Source organism: Mesorhizobium sp. L103C105A0 (assembly GCF_000502215.1).
Lineage (GTDB): Bacteria > Pseudomonadota > Alphaproteobacteria > Rhizobiales > Rhizobiaceae > Mesorhizobium.
In genome coordinates this window covers 243,110-261,042 of the sequence record NZ_AYXF01000010.1, presented here as the reverse complement: position 1 = coordinate 261,042, position 17,933 = coordinate 243,110, and the positions used below count along the sequence as shown (strand labels likewise).

Genomic DNA, 17,933 nt, shown 5'->3' with positions numbered 1-17,933 from the left:
GACGTGTCCGCAGCCAATGCACAAGGACCAAACTGAATTTCGCAGATCCGCTCGGTGCCGATGCGAATTCCGATCCGGGCATTTGGTTTGATCAGAAGGCACGATTGAGGCCGATAGTGGCCTATGGATTGGCAGCAGAGAATATCAGCCCTGTCGTCAGGGCCGCCGCTGCGTAGATGGCCGGCAGAACCTGACGGTTCACCCCAATCCGCAGCAGAGAGTGGCTCGAAACCCGATCCTGCTGGATTTTATCCACAACTTCGATGACATCGGCGGATGGCAACATGAAAAAAACGGTGACGCCTATTTGCGTGAGACATTCCTCTTCGCGATAGAGCATCGTTGAATTGGCCAACAGCCTGCCATACAAGCACGTCGGCTCAACAGGTGGCTCGAGGAACCCCACGGATGTCCGAACGCATTGCAGTTATCGGCCTGGGTTATGTCGGCCTGCCGGTAGCCATTGCCTTTGGGAAGGTTTTCCCCGGCACCATAGCTTTTGACATCAGCGAGCGTCGGATCGGGGAATTGCATGGCGGCGTCGATCGTACGGGGGAAGTTGACGCAACGGCGCTCAAGGAGACCTCGATAGGGCTGACCACCGACCGGGAGATGTTGAAAGGCGCTACTTTCTTCATCGTCGCCGTGCCAACCCCTATCGACGCAAATCGCGCTCCCGATCTAGCTTCTTTGAAACTGGCGTCCGAACTCGTCGGCGAGGCGGTGAGCAAAGGCGCCGTCGTCGTTTTTGAGTCGACAGTCTATCCAGGTGTGACCGAAGATTTCTGTGGGCCGATCATCGAGCAGGTTTCCGGCCTGCGACATCCCCGCGACTTTGCCCTCGGCTATTCGCCCGAACGCGCCAACCCCGGCGATCGGGAACACTCGCTGCAAAAGATCGTCAAAGTCGTCTCCGGCGAGAATAACGAGACGCTGGAGCGCGTCGCGAACGTTTATGGCCGTATCATCGATGCCGGCGTCTACCGCGCCCCGTCGATCAAGGTGGCCGAGGCAGCGAAGGTTATCGAGAACACCCAGCGCGATCTGAACATCGCGCTGATGAACGAACTGGCAATGATCTTCGAGCGGCTCGATATCCGGACGCAGGATGTTCTTGATGCTGCGTCGACGAAATGGAACTTCCTTCCCTTCAAACCGGGGTTCGTCGGCGGCCACTGCATCAGCGTCGATCCATATTATCTGACCGCCAAGGCCGAGGCCGAAGGTTACCATCCGCAGATCATCCTCGCCGGACGTCGCATCAATGACGGCATGGGGGCCTTCGTTGCCCAGCAGGTTGTCAAACGGCTGATTGGTTCTGACACGCCCGTCAAAGGGGCTTCTGTCGGCATTCTCGGGCTGACATTCAAGGAGGACGTGCCGGATTTGCGCAACAGCCGCGTTTTCGACATGGTCAAGGAACTAAGGCAGTTCGGAATTGTCCCCAAAGTCCATGATCCCCTTGCCGATGTCGAAACCGCTCGGCGTGATCACGGCGAAACAATCCTGCCGCTCGATGAGATAAACGATTTGCAGGCGCTTGTTCTGGCGGTGCCTCACAGGCAATATCTCACCAACGAAAGAGCGCGTCTTTTTCAAATGATCAGGCCGGGGGGGACACTGTTCGATGTCAAGTCGGCCATCAAGCCCAATGAAGTTCCCGACAACATAAAATACTGGAGCTTGTAAAGCTCGCCTGAAATTAACGCTAGGATATGCAGTGACATCAAGCAGGCCGATACTGATCACCGGCGCAGCCGGGTTCATAGGGTTTCATCTTTGCCTGAGGCTGCTTGCCGAAGGACGCCAGGTTATCGGCCTCGACTCCATGAACGAGTATTATGACGTCAGCCTGAAGCAGGCTCGTCTCGAGCGGCTGAAAGCGTTTTCGAATTTTTGTTTCGAGCATGCCGATCTCACGGAGCGGGACCGTATTTCGGAGCTCTTCCTCTCGGCCGCGCCGGAGGTTGTCGTCAATCTCGCGGCGCAAGCCGGCGTACGCTATTCGATCAGCAATCCGCACGCCTATGTGGAAAGCAACCTCAGCGGCTTTGTCAACATCCTGGAAGGATGCCGGCAGGCCTCCGTCGGCCATCTGGTCTATGCATCGTCGAGTTCGATTTATGGCGGCAGCACCCGCATGCCGTTTTCCGTGCACGATCCGGCGGACCATCCGCTCAGCCTTTACGCCGCAAGCAAGAAGGCGAACGAGCTGATGGCGCACACATACAGCCATCTGTTTCGACTGCCGACCACCGGGCTGCGTTTTTTCACCGTCTATGGTCCGTGGGGGCGGCCGGACATGGCGCTGTTCATCTTCGCCAAGGCTATCCTCGCCGGCGAGCCGATCGAGGTCTTCAACTATGGCAACATGCAGCGGGATTTCACCTATATCGACGACATTGTCGAAGGTATTATCCGCGTCATGCAGCAACCCGCGACACCCAATCCTGAGTGGAAAAGTGTCGCGCCAGACCCAGCGACCAGCAACGCCCCGTTCAGGATTCACAACATCGGCGGCAATTCGCCCGTTCAACTGAACCGATTGATCGAGGTGCTCGAAGACGCGCTGGGACGCAAGGCAAACCGCAACCTCAGGCCACTTCAGCCAGGCGACGTTCCAGCAACTTTCGCCAATGTCAGCTCGCTCGAGGAGGCGACCGGCTTCAAGCCCAAAATCCCGATCGAAATAGGGGTTCCGCGCTTTGTCGAATGGTACCGGGAGTTCTACCGAGCATGATCGGACGCTTCGCCACCTGGAGGCGGCTGGCTCCTGACCAGCCATGGCTGGCGCATGCCGCTCGGAAAACTCAATAAGCCGCAGCCGAACTGGGTGTCGCCTGAAGGCGGTCAATATCTTTCCGGGGCGGCGCACCGAACAGGCGACGATATTCTCGGCTGAACTGCGAAGGGCTGTCATAGCCCACCGCGAACCCGGCCGTGCCTGCGTTTGCGCCGCCGGCAAGCATAATCCTTCGCGCCTCCTGCAGGCGCAGCTGCTTCTGGTATTCGAGCGGGGTCATGCGCGTAATCGCCTTGAAATGGGCATGAAGGGACGACGCGCTCATGCCTGATGCCGCCGCAATCTCTTCGATGCGCAGTTGAGCCTGGAAATGATTGCGGATCGTGGCGATGGCGCGGCTGACCTGGTTCAGGTGGCTGTCCACCGACGCCATCTGGCGAAGCGTGTCACCGTGCGGTCCGGTGAGGAGCCGGTAAAGGATTTCGCGTTCGATCAGCGGCGCCAGCACGGTGATGCTCTCGGGGCGATCGAGCAGCCTGACAAGCCGACAGGCGGCATCAATCAGGTCGGGGTCACTTGGATAGGCAGCTAACACCGGCAGATCCCTGCTGGGGGATGCACGTCCTTCTTTCACAAGCAGTTCGGCCAGCGCGGTGGAATCAAAATCTATCTTGCAACAGAGGTAGGGCGCCGCCGGGCTCGCCTCCAACACATGCCCGACCAGCGGCAGGTCGACCGAGACGAGCAGGTAGCTCGATGCGTCATAGACCACGCTCTGGTCGGCCAGCGAGACGCGCTTCGATCCTTGGGCGATTATGCAAAGCGACGCCTCGTAGACCGCAGGCACGGGTGCACTGGGCTGGTTGGCGCGAATGAGCGACAGCCGCGGCACCGCAGTGCCGGCCATGCCAGATTTCGGCGCAAAGCGGGTGATCAGCTCGGCGAGTTCATTGATTTTCTCCATGCCGCATAAATCTTCATGGCGCGAAATGTTGCAAGGCATTTCGAGTTCATTTGGAGGATCGTGCAAACTCTCTGGACGATCACGCTACCGGCCTTTGCCGGTTCGCGCCATCTATCTCCCCGTCACCGCAGCGAAAAAGGAACGATCATGACGGGACTTAAAGACAAGGTTGTACTCATCACCGGCGCCTCCAGCGGCATCGGCGAAGCGACGGTTCGGGAACTTGCCGGTGCCGGCGCCAGACTGTTCATCGGGGCCCGCCGCACCGAGCGGCTCAAGGCGCTGGCCGCAGAAATAGGCAAAGGCGTCGCGTGGCGCGAACTCGACGTGACTGACGCGGCGAATTTCGACGCCTTTGCCGATGCCGCCCATGCCGAATTCGGGCAGATCGATGTGCTGGTCAACAATGCCGGCGTCATGCCGCTGTCGCCGCTTGCCGCGCTGAAGCGCGATGAGTGGTCTCGCATGATCAATGTCAACATCGGCGGCGTGCTGAACGGGATCGCCGCGGTGCTGCCGCGCTTCGTCGCCCAGAAGAATGGGCATATCGTCAATGTCGCCTCGGTCGGTGCGCATATCGTGCTGCCCACCGCGGCGGTCTATTGCGGCACGAAATATGCCGTCTGGGCAATCACCGAGGGGCTGCGGCAGGAGCATGACGACATCCGCGCCACGATCATCTCCCCCGGAGTGACCGCAACCGAACTGGGCGACGATATCAGCGATCCTCAGGTCGCCACGGCTCTGAAAGAATGGCGGCAGAAGTCGCTCACACCGGACGCCATTGCACGGGCGATCCGTTTTGCGCTTGATCAACCCGATGGCGTCGACGTCAACGAAGTGATCGTGCGGCCAACCGCTGCCAATATGTAGAACTTGCTGCCGGATGCCGGCTTTCGGCGAGCTAGGGCGCTCTCCGAGATCCGGCAAACGGCCCACCCCTTAATGCACCCGCCCTCAGCCTCTGGCGCAACTCCCGCGGGCCACATCGTACCGGCTCTCGAACGCGCGCGAAAAATGCGCACTCGAATTGAACCCGCAAGCAAAGGCGATTTCCGAGATCGTGGGCGACACTCGGGCGGGCGACAACAATTCTTCCTTGCTGCGCTCCAGCCGCCTGTCCCAGACGAAGCGTTTCGGTCTCGCGGCAAGGCCGGTGCGCCGCTGGGAACTTAACCCGCTAATCATCTCCCCTGCGACGGTAGAGATGTCAGGCTTCGCCGGCCAGGCGCGCTGAAATCAGCCGCGCCGCCTTGATCACCGCTTCGCCCTGGCTGGCCGCCATGCTGTCATCGGCGCGTGACACAGGCGAGGCCACCGCCAGAGTGCCTAAAGGACGGCCATCGGAGCCGAGGATTGCCGCGGCTATGCTGTGGACGCCTTCTTCATAGCCTTGGGAGCTCGAGGAATAGCCGCGCTTGGCGGCAAGCCGGATCGCCTTCATCAGCCTGTCGGGCTGCGTCACCGTGTGTGGCGTGAAGGTCGGCAACGGCTTGTCGACATAGGCCTCGGCCGCTTCCTGAGGCGAAGCGGCGAGAAAGGCGATGCCGGAGGCGGTGCCGTGCAAGGGCAGCACCTGGCCGACATCGACATTGACCCGGTTGGCCTTTGCCGAGAGTTCGACGTGGACGGTCAGCAGTGCGCCGGCGCTGAATTCCGACAGATGCACCGTTTCGCCTGTTTCCAGCGCCAGCTCGCGAACCACAGGTGCTGCCACGCGCACGAAGGGAAAATGCGCGTCGCGAAAGCGGGCCAGCCGCGACAGGCCGGCGCCGAGCCGGTAGCGGCGGCTTGCCGGCTCTTGTTCGATCAGGCGGTGGTCGGCCAGCGCCATCAGCAGGCGCCGCGCCGTCGCCTTGTCGAGGCCGGTTTTGCGGGCGAGCTCGGACAGGCCGATCTCCGGTTCGCCGAGCGTGAACTGCTCCAGCAGCGATATCGCTTTGCCGACTGTGCTCATCGTGCATCCTCAAGATACTTCGCATGGGACGAAAGCCAATCCACCTTGCAGTCCGCTCATAGCACATCAAACGGTGGTTCAAATAACGAACCGTTTGGAAGCGACAAAAAACACCAGCAAGTTTCGCGGCGACATCAATCTCGATGCGCCGCGCCGTGCGCGGGGTAATGCTGCGCGGCAACACCTATCAAGGTGGATCAACTCGGCGGCGCCGTGCCTGGCCGGCGTGTCGGCCCAAACGCCTGATCCTGGCCGGCGCGGAAGCTTCAACTCTGCCCCAGCTGCGCGCGGCGCCAGGCGGCGGGCGCCTGGCCAACCCGCTCCCGGAAGAAGCGTGAGAAATAGGCCGGATCTTCGAAGCCGATTTCGTAGGCGATGTCCTCGACGGTGCGCACGGTGAACAGCAGCAAGCGCTTGGCCTCCAGCAACCGTCGCTCCCCCATGAGTCGCTTGACGCCGCTGCCAAGCACCGTATGGGCGGCCTTGTCGAGAAGATGCGGTGTCGTGGCCAGCGCCCCGACGTAGCGGTCGACGGGCCAGTTGTCGCGGAAATGCGCATCGACCAGGCGGCGCAAGCCGCGCGCCAATGCAGCATCGGAAGAGCCAGTGGGATCCATTACCTCGGGACCAAGACGCGCGATGTGCGAGAGCGCGACGGCAATCAGCGCCGGCAGGGTCTTGTCACTCCCGGCCTGCGCCTCGGCATATTCGGTGGCGATCATCTCCAGCACCGCCGCAAGCCTTTTCCACGCGACGTGCTGAGGAAGGCTATCGGCAAAGACCGGCCGGTCCAATGGCAGCAGGCTGTGAGCGGCTATTGCCGCAAGCGCATCATCGGCGACCGAAACGACGATGGCGTCGGTGCCGGGCCCGATCGAGAAGCCATGCACGATGGTGCTCGGCACGAAGCTGACGGCCGGTGCCGAAAAGTCCCAGGATTGGTCTTCGATGCGGTAGGTGCCGGAGCCGCTGGTCCAGTAGGTGATCTGGCCCATTTGCGGATGCTTGTGCGCGGCAACCTGGCCGAGATGAATATTGCTGCGCGCAAGCACCGTCTCGACATGCAGGAAGCCGACATCGAGCGGCCGCACCGGCTCGCCATAGACAAAGAAATCAGGAATGGAATTGAGGCTCATAGCGCCGGAAAAAGTCCAATCGGTTTTGCCGTTACGTCCTAACCGATCCTTGCCAGGAGCGCTAGAGTTGATGCCATAAGTGGAGGAACATCATGCGATCGGAAGACTTTCGTGCCGACAATGGGCGCCCGTTCACCGGGGCCGAGTATCTGGAGAGCCTGAGCGACGGCCGCGAGGTCTACATCAACGGCGAGCGCATTGCCGATGTCACCACCCATCCGGCGATGCGCAATTCGGCGCGGTCGCTGGCGCGCCTCTATGATGCGCTGCACGATCCCAAGCGGCAGGGCACGCTGACCTCGCCGACTGATACCGGTTCGGGCGGCTACACCCACAAATATTTCCGCGTCGCCAAATCCTCCGGCGAACTCGCGGCCCAGCAGACCGCGATCGCCGAGTGGTCACGCATGTCCTATGGCTGGATGGGCCGCACGCCCGATTACAAGGCGGCACTGATGAACACGCTCGGCGCCAATGCCGACTGGTACGGCCCGTTCAAGGACAATGCGCTCGCCTGGCACAAGCGTGCGCAGGAAGCCGTGCTGTTCATGAACCACGCCATCGTCAACCCGCCGATCGACCGGCACAAGCCGGCCGAACAGGTGAAGGATGTCTTCGTCCACATCACCAAGGAGACCGACGCCGGCATCTATGTCTCCGGCGCCAAGGTGGTGGCGACGTCCTCGGCGCTGACCCACTACAATTTCCTGGCGCAGAGTTCGGCGACGGTCACCGAAGATCCGTCGCTGTCGGTCATGTTCATCGTGCCGATGAATGCGCCGGGGGTAAAGATGTTCTGCCGCGTCTCCTATGAGCAGACGGCCAACACGGCGGCGGCTCCGTTCGACTATCCGTTGTCGTCGCGCTTCGACGAGAACGATGCCATCCTGGTGCTCGACAATGTCTTCATCCCCTGGGAGGACGTACTGGTGCTGCGCGACGCGCAGAAAATCCTGTCCTTCCATCCAGCTTCGGGCTTCATGCATGGCTATTGCTTCCAGGGCTGCACACGCTTTGCCGTCAAGCTCGACTTCCTCGCCGGCCTGCTAGCCAAGGCGCTGCGCGCCACCGGCGGCGATGCCTTCCGAGGCAACCAGGCGGCGCTGGGCGAGGTCATCGCGCTCAGGCACATGTTCTGGAGCTTTTCCAACGCCATGGCCTACAATCCGATCCCGTGGGCGAATGGCGCTGTCCTGCCCAACCTGGAAGCAGCCCTTGCCTACCGGACTTTCATGTCGGAAGCCTATCCGCGCGTCATCGACACGGTGCGCCGGGTGATCGCCTCCGGCTTGATCTACCTGCCGTCATCGGTGCGCGACTTCAACAATCCCGAGATCGACAAATACCTCGCGCAATATGTGCGCGGTTCCAACGACATGGGCCATGTCGAGCGCATCAAGATCATGAAACTGTTGTGGGACGCGACCGGCACCGAGTTCGGCGGCCGCCACGCACTCTACGAACTCAACTATGCCGGTGCGCCGGAAGAGGTGCGGCTGCAGGTGCTGAAGGGCGCCGAACGCGGCGGCCGCCTGAAGGCCATGGAAGAACTGGTCGACACCTGCATGGCCGACTATGACGAGAACGGCTGGACGGGAGATACCTGGCTCAATCCGCTCGCTTCTACGGCCGGGTGATGTCAGATGGCCACGCAGATTTCGAAGGCCGATTTCCGCGACGCCATGGCAAGGGTCTGCGCGCCGGTCAACATCGTCACGACAGATGGTCCGGCCGGGCGCGGCGGCTTCACCGCCACCGCCATGTGCAGTGTGTCGGACGAACCGCCGACACTGCTGGTGTGCATGAACGGCCGCTCGACGCAGGCCGCCATGTTCCTCGCCAACCGGCGCTTCTGCGTCAACGTGCTGACGCATGACCATATGCACCTAGCCGGCAAGTTCGCCGGCGCGACCAGGGACATGGAGGCACGCTATTCGGCGGCGCGCTGGCAAACGCTGGCGTCAGGCACGCCGGCGCTGTCCGATGCGATCGTCAATTTCGATTGCGAGATCGAGGATGTGCACATCGTCGGCACGCATAATGTCATGATCGGCCGCGTTATCGATGTCAGGCACGGCAGCGGCGGCTCGGCCTTGCTCTATGTCGACCGCAATTACACGCAGCCGACGCGGCTTGGCAGCTTTGGCGGCTGAGCCGCAGCGATCAGCTCTCGCCGGCGATCAGGCTCTCCAGCAGATCGAGCAATTGCTCGAGCCTCTCATGTCCGAAGCGCTGTTCGATGTCGCGGTAGATGACGAGGCGTTCCGGCGACAAGGCATCGATAAGGGCGGAGCCCGCCGGGGCGATCGTCAGAACGACACGGCGGCCATCGCCTTCCGCCTTGTTGCGGGTGATGAATTTTCGGCCCTCGAGCGTCTTGATGATGCGTGTCAGGCTGGGCGGCAGCACCGAAGCGCGATCGGCAAGTTCCGTCGCCTCGACAGGGCCGGCCTCGCTCAGAACGCGCAGCACACGCCATTGCTGTTCGGTCACGTCATGCGCCGCCAGCATAGGGCGAAACCGCGCCATCACCACTTCGCGGGCATGGAGCAGCGCCATCGGCAGAGAACGACGGGTGTTTTCAGGCAGCAAGAAGCAGCGTCCCCAATGATGCGGGCGGTCGGCGGGACCGCACGCCAAAACCTGACCTTTCCATCCCGTATCGTCGCCTCAACTTGGATGCAAGGCTTGACTTCAGTGATGCTGCATGTAATTAACGCGTTAACTACAACAGTGGAACAATCCGGGGAACGAGACGCGGTGCCTCACTTTTCCATCGAGTATTCGGCCAACCTCGATGCCAAGGTCGACATGAGCGAATTGTGCGCGCTGGTGTTGCGCACCGTGCTCGGCACCGGGCTGTTTGAAACCGGCGCGGTGCGGGTGCGGGCCTTCCGTGCGGAAGCCTATGCCATCGCCGACAGCCTGCCGGAAAACGCTTTCCTCGACATGTCGTTTCGCATTGGAACCGGGCGCAGCGCCCAGGACAAGAAACGAACCGGGGAGGCGGTCTTCGCCGCGGTGAGCGAATACCTTGGGCCCCTGTTCGAGACCCCGCATTTCGCTCTTTCCCTGGAGATCAGGGAGATCGACCCGGTACTGAGCTGGAAGAAAAACGCAATCCATCCGCGACTGCGCGGCAAGTGACGGAAGCTGATATGTCCGACCTCGAAGGCAATCTGAAAAAGGCCGAGGCCTATCTGGCCCGTTTCAAGCGCGACGGCGTGCTGAACCAGATCGGCGGCGAAGCGGTGCCGGCGGTGGATGGCTCGACCTTCGAGAGCATGTCGCCGGTCGATCTCAAGCCGCTGGCCAAGGTCGCGCGTGGCAGTGCCGCCGATATCGACCGCGCCGCCAAGGCGGCAAAGGCGGCGTTCCCGGCCTGGGCCGCCATGCCGGGCGACGGGCGCAAGAAGCTGCTGCACAAGATAGCCGATGCGATCGAAGCGCGCGCCGAGGAGATCGCCTTCGTCGAGTGCATGGACACCGGCCAGGCGCTGAAATTCATGGCCAAGGCCGCGCTGCGCGGCGCCGAGAATTTCCGCTTCTTCGCCGACCGCGCGCCGGAAGCGCGCGACGGCGAGACGCTGCGCACGACAGGCCAGGTCAACATCACCACGCGCGTGCCGATCGGCCCGGTCGGCATCATCACGCCGTGGAACACGCCGTTCATGCTGTCGACATGGAAGATCGCGCCGGCGCTGGCGGCAGGCTGCACCGTCGTCCACAAGCCGGCCGAATTTTCGCCGCTGACCGCTCGCCTGCTGGTCGAGATCGCGGAGGAGGCCGGCCTGCCGAAAGGCGTGTGGAACCTGGTCAACGGCCTCGGCGAGCACGCCGGCAAGGCGCTGACCGAGCACCCTGACATCAAGGCGATCGGTTTTGTCGGTGAGAGCCGCACCGGCTCGATGATCATGAAACAAGGCGCCGATACGCTGAAGCGCGTGCATTTCGAACTGGGCGGGAAGAACCCGGTGATCGTCTTCGCCGACGCCGATCTCGAACGTGCGGCGGATGCGGCCGTGTTCATGATCTACTCGCTCAACGGCGAACGCTGCACCTCATCGTCGCGGCTTCTGGTCGAAGCCTCGGTCTACGACACATTCACGGATCTGGTTGCGGAGAAGGCAAAGCGCATCAAGGTTGGCCATCCGCTCGATCCCAAAACGGTTGTTGGTCCGCTGATCCATCCGGTGCACGAGGAAAAGGTGCTTTCCTATATCGAGATCGGCAAATCGGAAGGCGCGGTGGTAGCCGCCGGCGGCGACAAGTTCGCCGGTCCGGGCGGTGGCTGCTATGTCAGCCCGACGCTGTTTACCGGCGCCACCAACAGGATGCGCATTGCCCAGGAAGAGATTTTCGGGCCGGTGCTGACCGCCATTTCCTTCAAGGACGAGGCCGAAGCGCTGGCGCTGGCCAACGACACCCAATACGGCCTGACCGGCTATCTCTGGACGTCGGATGTCACCCGCGCCTTCCGCTTCACCGATGCGCTGGACGCCGGCATGATCTGGGTCAATTCGGAGAATGTGCGGCATTTGCCGACGCCGTTCGGCGGCGTCAAGAATTCCGGCATCGGCCGCGACGGCGGCGACCATTCCTTCGATTTCTACATGGAGACGAAGAACATCGCCTTCGCCACTTCAGCGCACACGATCCAGAAACTCGGCGGCTGACCGGAGGACATCGCATGCCACTGCCCAAACCAAACCTCTATCCCGCCTTCAACATCGTGCGCCTCAGCCATGTCGAACTGGCGGTCACCGACCTTGCGAAATCCCGCGCCTTCTATGTCGACACGCTTGGCCTGCAGGTTACCGACGAGACATCGGAAGCCATCTATCTAAGGGCGTTGGAAGAGCGCGGACACCACTGCATCGTGCTGAAGAAGGCCGGCAGCGCCGAAGCCCGCGATCTCGGCTTCAAGGTTTTTTCGGATGAGGATCTCGACAAGGCCGAGCATTTCTTCAAGGCAAAAGGCCTGCCGGTCGAGTGGGTCGAGCGACAGTACCAGTCGCGCACCTTCCGCACCCGCGACCCGCACGGCATTCCGCTCGAGTTCTTTGCCCAAATGGAAAGGCTGCCGCCGATTCATCAGAAATATGCGCTCTACAAGGGCGTGAAGCCGCTGCGCATCGACCACTTCAACTGCTTCTCGCCCAATGTCGACGAGTCCGTCGCCTTCTACAACGAGCTTGGCTTCCGCGTCACCGAATACACCGAGGATGCCAGTAGCGGAAAGCTGTGGGCGGCCTGGACGCACCGCAAGGGCGGCGTCCACGACATCGCCTTCACCAACGGTGTGGGTCCGCGCCTGCATCACGTCGCCTTCTGGGTGCCGACACCGCTCAACATCATCGACCTGCTCGATCTGATGGCGACGACGGGTTACCTCGCAAATATCGAGCGCGGCCCCGGCCGGCATGGCATTTCCAACGCCTTCTTCCTCTATGTCAGAGACCCGGACAATCACCGCATCGAGATCTACTGCTCGGACTACCAGACGGTCGATCCGGATCTCGAGCCGATCAAGTGGGACCTCAAGGACCCGCAGCGCCAGACGCTGTGGGGCGCGCCGGCGCCGAAAAGCTGGTTCGAGGAGGGCAGCACCTTTGCCGGCGCGGCCGCACGCCAACCGGATTTGACGGCGTCGCCGATCATCGCACCGTGACCACAGACGCGAACCTGACGGAGACCGGGATGACTGCACATGGGCGGCTCGCCACCTTCACCGTCGGCGGCAAGACGCGCTATGGCGTGGTCACAGATAAGGGCGTCGTCGACCTGTCGGCGCGGCACAGCCAGTGGCCGACGCTGCGCGAAGTGATCGAGGCCGGCGTGCTACGGCGGCTGGCGGAAGAGGCCGAAGCCTACGCCGTCGATTTTCCAGTCGGCGCCATCGCTTATGAAATCCCTGTGCCGTCGCCGGAAAAGATCATCTGCGTCGGCGTCAACTACCCGGACCGCAACGAAGAGTACAAGGACGGCCAGGCCGCGCCTTCGAACCCGTCGCTGTTCATCCGCTTCCCCCGCTCCTTCGTCGGCCACAACGCGCCGCTGGTGCGGCCGCCGGAATCGCCGCAGCTGGACTATGAGGGCGAGATCGTCATCGTCATCGGCAAGGGTGGACGACGCATCGCCGAGAGGGATGCGCTTGACCATATCGCGGCACTATCCCTGTGCAACGAAGGCACCATTCGCGATTGGGTACGGCACGCCAAGTTCAACGTCACGCAGGGCAAGAATTTCGACCGCACCGGCTCGCTCGGTCCGTGGCTGGTGCCGTTCACCGACGAGGCGCAGATTGCCGACATCGCGCTGACCACCCGCGTCAATGGCGAATTGCGCCAGCAGGACCGCACCAGCCGGATGATCTTCTCGTTCCGCAAGATCATCGCCTATGTCTCCACCTTCACCACGCTGGTGCCAGGCGATATCATCGTCACCGGTACGCCGACCGGCGCCGGCGCCCGCTTCGACCCGCCGATCTGGCTGAAGCCGGGCGACGTGATCGAAGTCGAAGCCGACGGCATCGGCGTGCTCCGCAACGGCGTCGTCGACGAGGCAGCATCGTGACCCCCGAGCAAGTTGAAGATGCCGCGGCAAGGCTGTTCGAAGCTGAGCGTTCGCGCCGCCAGATCCGTCTGCTCAGCCTCGATTTTCCCGATGCGACGATGGAGGATGCCTATCGCGTCCAGGCAGCGCTGGTGAAACGCAAGACCGATGCCGGGCTGACCCCGAAGGGCTGGAAGATCGGCCTGACATCGAAGGCGATGCAATATGCGCTCGCCATCGACACGCCGGATTCGGGCGTGCTGTTCGACGACATGTTCTTCAACGACGGCGCGACGATACCCGTCGGCCGCTTCATCCAGCCGCGCGTCGAGGCCGAGATAGCCTTCGTCATGAAGGCGCCGCTGAGGGGCCCAGGCGTGACCATCTTCGACGTGCTCAACGCCACCGATTATATCACGCCGGGGCTCGAAATCCTCGACACGCGCATCGAACGCGTCAATGCCGAGACAAAGAAGGCGCGCACTTTCTTCGATACGATTTCCGACAACGCCGCCAATGCCGGCATTGTCATCGGCGGCCGGCCGCAACGACCCGATGAAGCCGATATGCGCTGGATCGGCGCCATCGTCTCGCGCAATGCGGAGGTCGAGGAGACCGGGCTTGGCGCCGGCGTGCTCAACCATCCCGCGATGGGCATTGCCTGGCTGGCGGACAGGCTCGCCCGCTACGGCATGTCCATCGCGGCCGGCGAGGTGGTGCTGTCCGGATCGTTCGTGCGCCCGGTCGAGGCGCGGCCCGGCGATACGATCGTCGCCGACTTCGGCAGCTCGGGAACGGTCAGTATCCATTTCGCCAAGAGCTGACGGCTCTCATCGGCTCGTCAGTTGGGCTGTTCGCCGCGCAAGTAGTCAATCACCACATCGGCTGCGATGGTCGACATGCGCAAGCCGACATCCCTGGTGATGTCGCCTTCGACGCGGCTTTGCACCCAGCCAAGAAACGCGAAGGCACGCAAGGCGGCGAATAGAGGCAATGCGGCGATGTCCTGCGGGGTCAGCGCACGCTCTTGCTGGTAGCCGTCAAGCAAAGCGGTTTCGATCAGCGGGTAGATCGCCTCCTCGCGGTTCTGGTAGAGGGCGACGGCAAGGTCGTACATGTGCCAGCCATGGCCGCAATCGTCGAAGTCGATGATGCGTACGGCACGGTCATGGATGAGCACGTTCTCGCGCACCAGATCGGCGTGGATGATGCCGAAATTGCGCGCGCTGCGCTCATGTTGCGACAGCGCCTTCACTGCCTTGTCGCGCGCCTGCAAGACCAGCGCGCGGCGAGGACCATCGAGAAAGGGCGAGGTCTCGAACCGGCCCCAGACCGGGTTCGCACCGAAGAAGCCGTCGAAGTCCCAAGCATGGCGGGCGAAGCCCGCGGGCGGCGCCCACGAGGCAGTGACATTGTGCATATGGGCGATGGTCCGCCCGATCGCCGTGAAGATCTGGATCGACTGGTCGGCCGTGTAGGCCAGTGGCACGCCGCGTGCGCCCACGGCGCGGCCCTCCAGCCAGCTCAGGCAATCGGCCTGCCGGGGCTGCGCCGAGGTGGCCGTGCTGACAAGTACGAACGGATCGCCGGCCTGTGTTGCGACGCAAGACGGCGTGGCGACGCCGGCGGATTGCAGGAAGCCCATCCATTGCAGTTCCGAACGCAGCGCGGCGTCCGTGTGGTAGCCGAGCCGGTGGATGCGCATGGCTGCCGGCTGGCCATCCGGCAGCCGCACGCGGAAGACGGCGTTCTCGCGGTGCTTCAGAAGTTCCGGCTCAGAGTTGCGGACGCCCCAATGTTCGAGCGCACGCCTGGCGAGCTCCGTGACATCGGCTGCCGTTTCGGGCTCGGATTGGGTGGAAACAGAATTCACGCCGGCACTCCGCCGACTTCGCCCAGCACCTCGTCCAGCAGGCCGATCAGGAAGTCGGCATTGTCACGCGAGAACGGCATGGGCGGGCGGATCTTGAGCACATTGCCGTGGATGCCGGTCTTGCCCATCAGCACGCCGCGATGGCGCATGCGATTGGCGACCTGCTCGGCAATGTCGGGCGCCGGTTCGCGCGTGTCGCGGTCGTGGACCAGCTCGGCGCCGAAGAACAGTCCGGCGCCCCTGACCTCGCCGATGCACTCATGCCGATCGGCCAGCGGGCGCAGCAGGCCAAGCGCATAAGCGCCGACGTCTTGCGCGTTGGCGACAAGGTTTTCCTGTTCGATGACGTCGAGGACGGCATTGGCGACCGCGCAGGAGACCGGGTTGCCGCCGAAGGTGTTGAAGTAGCGGAAAGCGTCGCGGAAGGTCGCCAGTATCTCCTTGGTGGTGACCACGGCCGCGATCGGATGGCCATTGCCCATCGGCTTGCCCATGGTGACGATGTCGGGGACGAAGCCGGCGCGCTGATGGCCCCAGAAATGGCTGCCGGTGCGGCCGAAGCCGGGCTGCACTTCGTCGGCGATGACCAGACCACCGGCTTCGCGCACGGCCCCCAAGGCGTCGTCGAAAAATCCGGTGGGCAGAGCCGGGAAACCTTCATTGGCGAGCAGCGGACACAAGATGATGCCAGACAGGCCAATGCCGTCCTGTGCCAGCGAAGCGATCGCTTGACGCACGGCGTCGCCGAAGGCCTTGCCATTGGCCATCGCATCGGGATGGCGATAGCTGTCGGGGGCCGGCACCAGCCTGACATGGGGGGCGCGGCCGCGGATCGGAGGCATGCGCGTGCTGAGCTGCGAAACCGCCGCCGTGTTGCCATGATAGGTGGCGTCGGTGGCGATGATGCCCATATTGCCGGAGGCGGCCTGCGCCATGCGCAGCGCTATGTCGTTGGCCTCGCTGCCGGTACAGGTCAGGATTGCGGTGGCGAGGCTTGCATCGAAGGTCGCCGTCAGCCGCTCGACATAGTCGAGAATTGCGGTGTGCAGATAGCGTGTGTGGGTGTTGAGCAGGCTTGCCTGACGGCACAAGGCCTCGACCACATGCGGGTGGCAATGGCCGACATGGGCGACGTTGTTGTAAGCATCGAGATACTTGCGGCCGTCGGCATCGTAGAGCCAGACGCCTTCGCCGCGCACCAGGTGCACGGGCTCGTCGTAGAACAATTGCGATTTCGCGCCGAGCAGGCGGGCACGCCGCTTGACGAGCGCTTCCTCGCTCGGGTTCTTCTCAGATTGGGTCATTGCGTACCAAACTCCATTGCGTCAGCGGGCATCAGGCCCTCGACAGACCTGCATCGATGGCCTCGCCGATCTTTGCCACGTCGGCGGCGCCGATGATCAGCGGCGGCGACAGGATGATGTTGTTGCCGGACACGCGCAGCATGACGCCGGCGTCATAAGTGGCTTCCGAAACCACGGCCATGGTCTTCTTGTCCACCGGCTTTTTCGTCGTGCGATCGGAGACCAGCTCTAGCGCAGCCATCAGGCCCTTGTACCTGATGTCGCCGACGATCGCGTGCTTGGCTTTTAGCCCCTCCAGCATCGCCGCCAGCTCGATGCCGCGCGCGGCTGCGTTCTCGTCCAGGCGAAGCCGTTTGGTCTCGACAAGTGCAGCCAGCCCTGCCGCGCAGCCGACAGGATGGCCGGAATAGGTATAGCCATGACCGATCGCCCCGAAGCTGGTCTTGTCGGCCTCGAAGACGTCGGCGACCTTGGCGCCGATCAAGGTGGCGCCGAGCGGGAAATAGCCCGAGGTGATCGCCTTGGCGATGGTCATGAAATCCGGCTTCACGCCGGATAGCCGCGAACCCGACCAGGCGCCGGTGCGACCGAAGCCCGTGACCACCTCGTCGGCGATCAGCAGGATTTCGTGGCGGTCGCATATCTCGCGCACCAGCGGCATGAAGCTGTCATGCGGAACGATGACGCCGCCGGCGCCGAGAACCGGCTCCATGATGAAGGCGGCAATGGTGTCGCCGCCCTGGAAGGCGATCTCATCCTCCAGCGCTTTGGCGCACAGTTTGGCCAGCCGCGCCGGATCGGTCTCATCGAACGGATTGCGGAAGGTCCAGGGTGCGGGAATGTGGAAGACGCCGGGCATAAGCGGCTCATAGTTGCGGCGGAAATTGGCGTTGCCGTTGACTGACGCGCCACCGAAATGGGTGCCGTGATAGCCCTTCTTCAGCGCGAGGAATTTTGTCCGGTCGCCCTGGCCGCGGATCTTCCAGTATTGGCGGGCGAGCCGCAGTGCGGTTTCGACCGAATCCGAGCCGCCCGAGGTGAAGAAGGTCCGCACCATGCCTTCCGGTTCGAACCATTCGCTGAGTTCGTAAGCGAGCTCGATCGACGGGCCGGTCGACGTGCCGCGAAACCCGGAATAGTAGGGCAGGGCGCTGAGCTGGTCGGCGATGGCCTTCTTGATCGGGTCGCAGGAGTAGCCGAGATTGACGTTCCACAGTCCGCCAACCGCATCGAGCACGGTGTTGCCGTCGATGTCTGTGACCATCACGCCTTCGCCTTTCATGATCACCTTTGGCGGGTTGGCCCGCATCTCGGCCGGGTGTGCCATCGGATGCCAGATCGGCTTGGCGTTTTTCTCGGTGAGGAAATTGATGTCGCGCATCGCAAGGCTCCGCAAATGTC

Annotated in this window: 19 protein-coding genes; 10 read left to right on the top strand and 9 right to left on the bottom strand. The window is 62.7% G+C overall.

Annotation, left to right across the window (positions count from 1 at the left end):
* Positions 1 to 121: 121 nt before the first annotated feature.
* The gene (locus X727_RS1000000168620; RefSeq protein WP_023692281.1) at positions 122 to 340 is read right to left on the bottom strand and encodes a hypothetical protein; all 219 of its coding nucleotides are present in this window, start codon (positions 338 to 340) and stop codon (positions 122 to 124) included.
* A 68-nt stretch (positions 341 to 408) separates the two neighbouring features.
* On the opposite strand from X727_RS1000000168620, the gene X727_RS141315 reads away from it, so the two are divergent.
* Both X727_RS141315 and X727_RS141320 read left to right on the top strand, forming a co-directional pair.
* Positions 409 to 1,689, top strand: coding sequence for a nucleotide sugar dehydrogenase (locus tag X727_RS141315; protein WP_023692280.1), 1,281 nt, complete (start codon positions 409 to 411; stop codon positions 1,687 to 1,689).
* A 31-nt stretch (positions 1,690 to 1,720) separates the two neighbouring features.
* Positions 1,721 to 2,740 carry an NAD-dependent epimerase gene (locus tag X727_RS141320; RefSeq protein WP_023834918.1) on the top strand — a complete coding sequence of 340 codons (1,020 nt, stop codon included), beginning with the start codon at positions 1,721 to 1,723 and terminating at the stop codon, positions 2,738 to 2,740.
* 70 nt (positions 2,741 to 2,810) lie between these two features.
* Here the strand turns inward: X727_RS141320 and X727_RS141325 are convergent, their stop codons facing one another.
* Positions 2,811 to 3,707, bottom strand: a complete 897-nt coding sequence (locus X727_RS141325) for an AraC family transcriptional regulator (protein ID WP_023686927.1) — start codon at positions 3,705 to 3,707, stop codon at positions 2,811 to 2,813.
* 147 nt (positions 3,708 to 3,854) lie between these two features.
* Between X727_RS141325 and X727_RS141330 the strand changes: the two genes are divergently transcribed.
* Complete coding sequence (locus tag X727_RS141330) at positions 3,855 to 4,580, top strand: SDR family oxidoreductase (RefSeq protein WP_023682721.1); 726 nt, start codon at positions 3,855 to 3,857, stop codon at positions 4,578 to 4,580.
* 84 nt (positions 4,581 to 4,664) lie between these two features.
* On the opposite strand, the gene X727_RS1000000166960 is transcribed toward X727_RS141330, so the two are convergent.
* The 3 genes from X727_RS1000000166960 to X727_RS141345 form a co-directional block, all read right to left on the bottom strand.
* Entirely contained in the window at positions 4,665 to 4,895 is a 231-nt protein-coding gene (locus tag X727_RS1000000166960; protein WP_081726195.1) for a helix-turn-helix domain-containing protein, read from the bottom strand.
* Positions 4,896 to 4,917: 22 nt separating this feature from the next.
* Positions 4,918 to 5,664, bottom strand: coding sequence for an IclR family transcriptional regulator (locus X727_RS141340; RefSeq protein WP_023748001.1), 747 nt, complete (start codon positions 5,662 to 5,664; stop codon positions 4,918 to 4,920).
* A gap of 266 nt (positions 5,665 to 5,930) precedes the next feature.
* Complete coding sequence (locus X727_RS141345; protein ID WP_023834916.1) at positions 5,931 to 6,800, bottom strand: helix-turn-helix domain-containing protein; 870 nt, start codon at positions 6,798 to 6,800, stop codon at positions 5,931 to 5,933.
* A 92-nt stretch (positions 6,801 to 6,892) separates the two neighbouring features.
* Between X727_RS141345 and X727_RS141350 the strand changes: the two genes are divergently transcribed.
* Together X727_RS141350 and X727_RS141355 are read left to right on the top strand one after the other, a co-directional pair.
* Positions 6,893 to 8,437 (top strand): 4-hydroxyphenylacetate 3-hydroxylase N-terminal domain-containing protein, encoded by a 1,545-nt coding sequence (locus X727_RS141350; protein ID WP_023834915.1) that lies wholly within the window; start codon positions 6,893 to 6,895, stop codon positions 8,435 to 8,437.
* 6 nt (positions 8,438 to 8,443) lie between these two features.
* Entirely contained in the window at positions 8,444 to 8,953 is a 510-nt protein-coding gene (locus X727_RS141355) for a flavin reductase (RefSeq protein ID WP_023692271.1), read from the top strand.
* 10 nt (positions 8,954 to 8,963) lie between these two features.
* On the opposite strand, the gene hpaR is transcribed toward X727_RS141355, so the two are convergent.
* Positions 8,964 to 9,359 carry a homoprotocatechuate degradation operon regulator HpaR gene (hpaR, locus tag X727_RS141360; protein WP_023704722.1) on the bottom strand — a complete coding sequence of 132 codons (396 nt, stop codon included), beginning with the start codon at positions 9,357 to 9,359 and terminating at the stop codon, positions 8,964 to 8,966.
* Between the two features lie 201 nt (positions 9,360 to 9,560).
* On the opposite strand from hpaR, the gene X727_RS141365 reads away from it, so the two are divergent.
* Genes X727_RS141365 through hpaH form a run of 5 tightly spaced genes read left to right on the top strand, consistent with a single transcriptional unit; the run spans position 9,561 to position 14,179 of the window.
* Positions 9,561 to 9,947 carry a 5-carboxymethyl-2-hydroxymuconate Delta-isomerase gene (locus X727_RS141365; protein ID WP_023686935.1) on the top strand — a complete coding sequence of 129 codons (387 nt, stop codon included), beginning with the start codon at positions 9,561 to 9,563 and terminating at the stop codon, positions 9,945 to 9,947.
* Positions 9,948 to 9,958: 11 nt separating this feature from the next.
* Positions 9,959 to 11,476 (top strand): 5-carboxymethyl-2-hydroxymuconate semialdehyde dehydrogenase, encoded by a 1,518-nt coding sequence (gene hpaE, locus X727_RS141370; protein WP_023745659.1) that lies wholly within the window; start codon positions 9,959 to 9,961, stop codon positions 11,474 to 11,476.
* 14 nt (positions 11,477 to 11,490) lie between these two features.
* Complete coding sequence (gene hpaD / locus X727_RS141375; RefSeq protein WP_023686936.1) at positions 11,491 to 12,471, top strand: 3,4-dihydroxyphenylacetate 2,3-dioxygenase; 981 nt, start codon at positions 11,491 to 11,493, stop codon at positions 12,469 to 12,471.
* 29 nt (positions 12,472 to 12,500) lie between these two features.
* Entirely contained in the window at positions 12,501 to 13,376 is an 876-nt protein-coding gene (locus tag X727_RS141380; RefSeq protein WP_023834914.1) for a fumarylacetoacetate hydrolase family protein, read from the top strand.
* Complete coding sequence (hpaH, locus tag X727_RS141385) at positions 13,370 to 14,179, top strand: 2-oxo-hept-4-ene-1,7-dioate hydratase (protein WP_031204606.1); 810 nt, start codon at positions 13,370 to 13,372, stop codon at positions 14,177 to 14,179. Before X727_RS141380 ends, hpaH begins: the two co-directional genes overlap by 7 nt.
* A 17-nt stretch (positions 14,180 to 14,196) precedes the next feature.
* Here hpaH and X727_RS141390 read toward each other — a convergent pair whose 3' ends face one another.
* Genes X727_RS141390 through X727_RS141400 form a run of 3 tightly spaced genes read right to left on the bottom strand, consistent with a single transcriptional unit; the run spans position 14,197 to position 17,913 of the window.
* Positions 14,197 to 15,228, bottom strand: coding sequence for a phosphotransferase (locus X727_RS141390; RefSeq protein WP_023745656.1), 1,032 nt, complete (start codon positions 15,226 to 15,228; stop codon positions 14,197 to 14,199).
* On the bottom strand, positions 15,225 to 16,532 hold the full coding sequence (locus X727_RS141395; protein WP_023686940.1) for an aminotransferase class III-fold pyridoxal phosphate-dependent enzyme: 1,308 nt from the start codon (positions 16,530 to 16,532) through the stop codon (positions 15,225 to 15,227). The genes X727_RS141390 and X727_RS141395 overlap by 4 nt, the downstream gene beginning before the upstream one ends.
* 31 nt (positions 16,533 to 16,563) lie before the next feature.
* Entirely contained in the window at positions 16,564 to 17,913 is a 1,350-nt protein-coding gene (locus tag X727_RS141400) for an aspartate aminotransferase family protein (RefSeq protein ID WP_023745655.1), read from the bottom strand.
* Between the last annotated feature and the right edge of the window lie 20 nt (positions 17,914 to 17,933).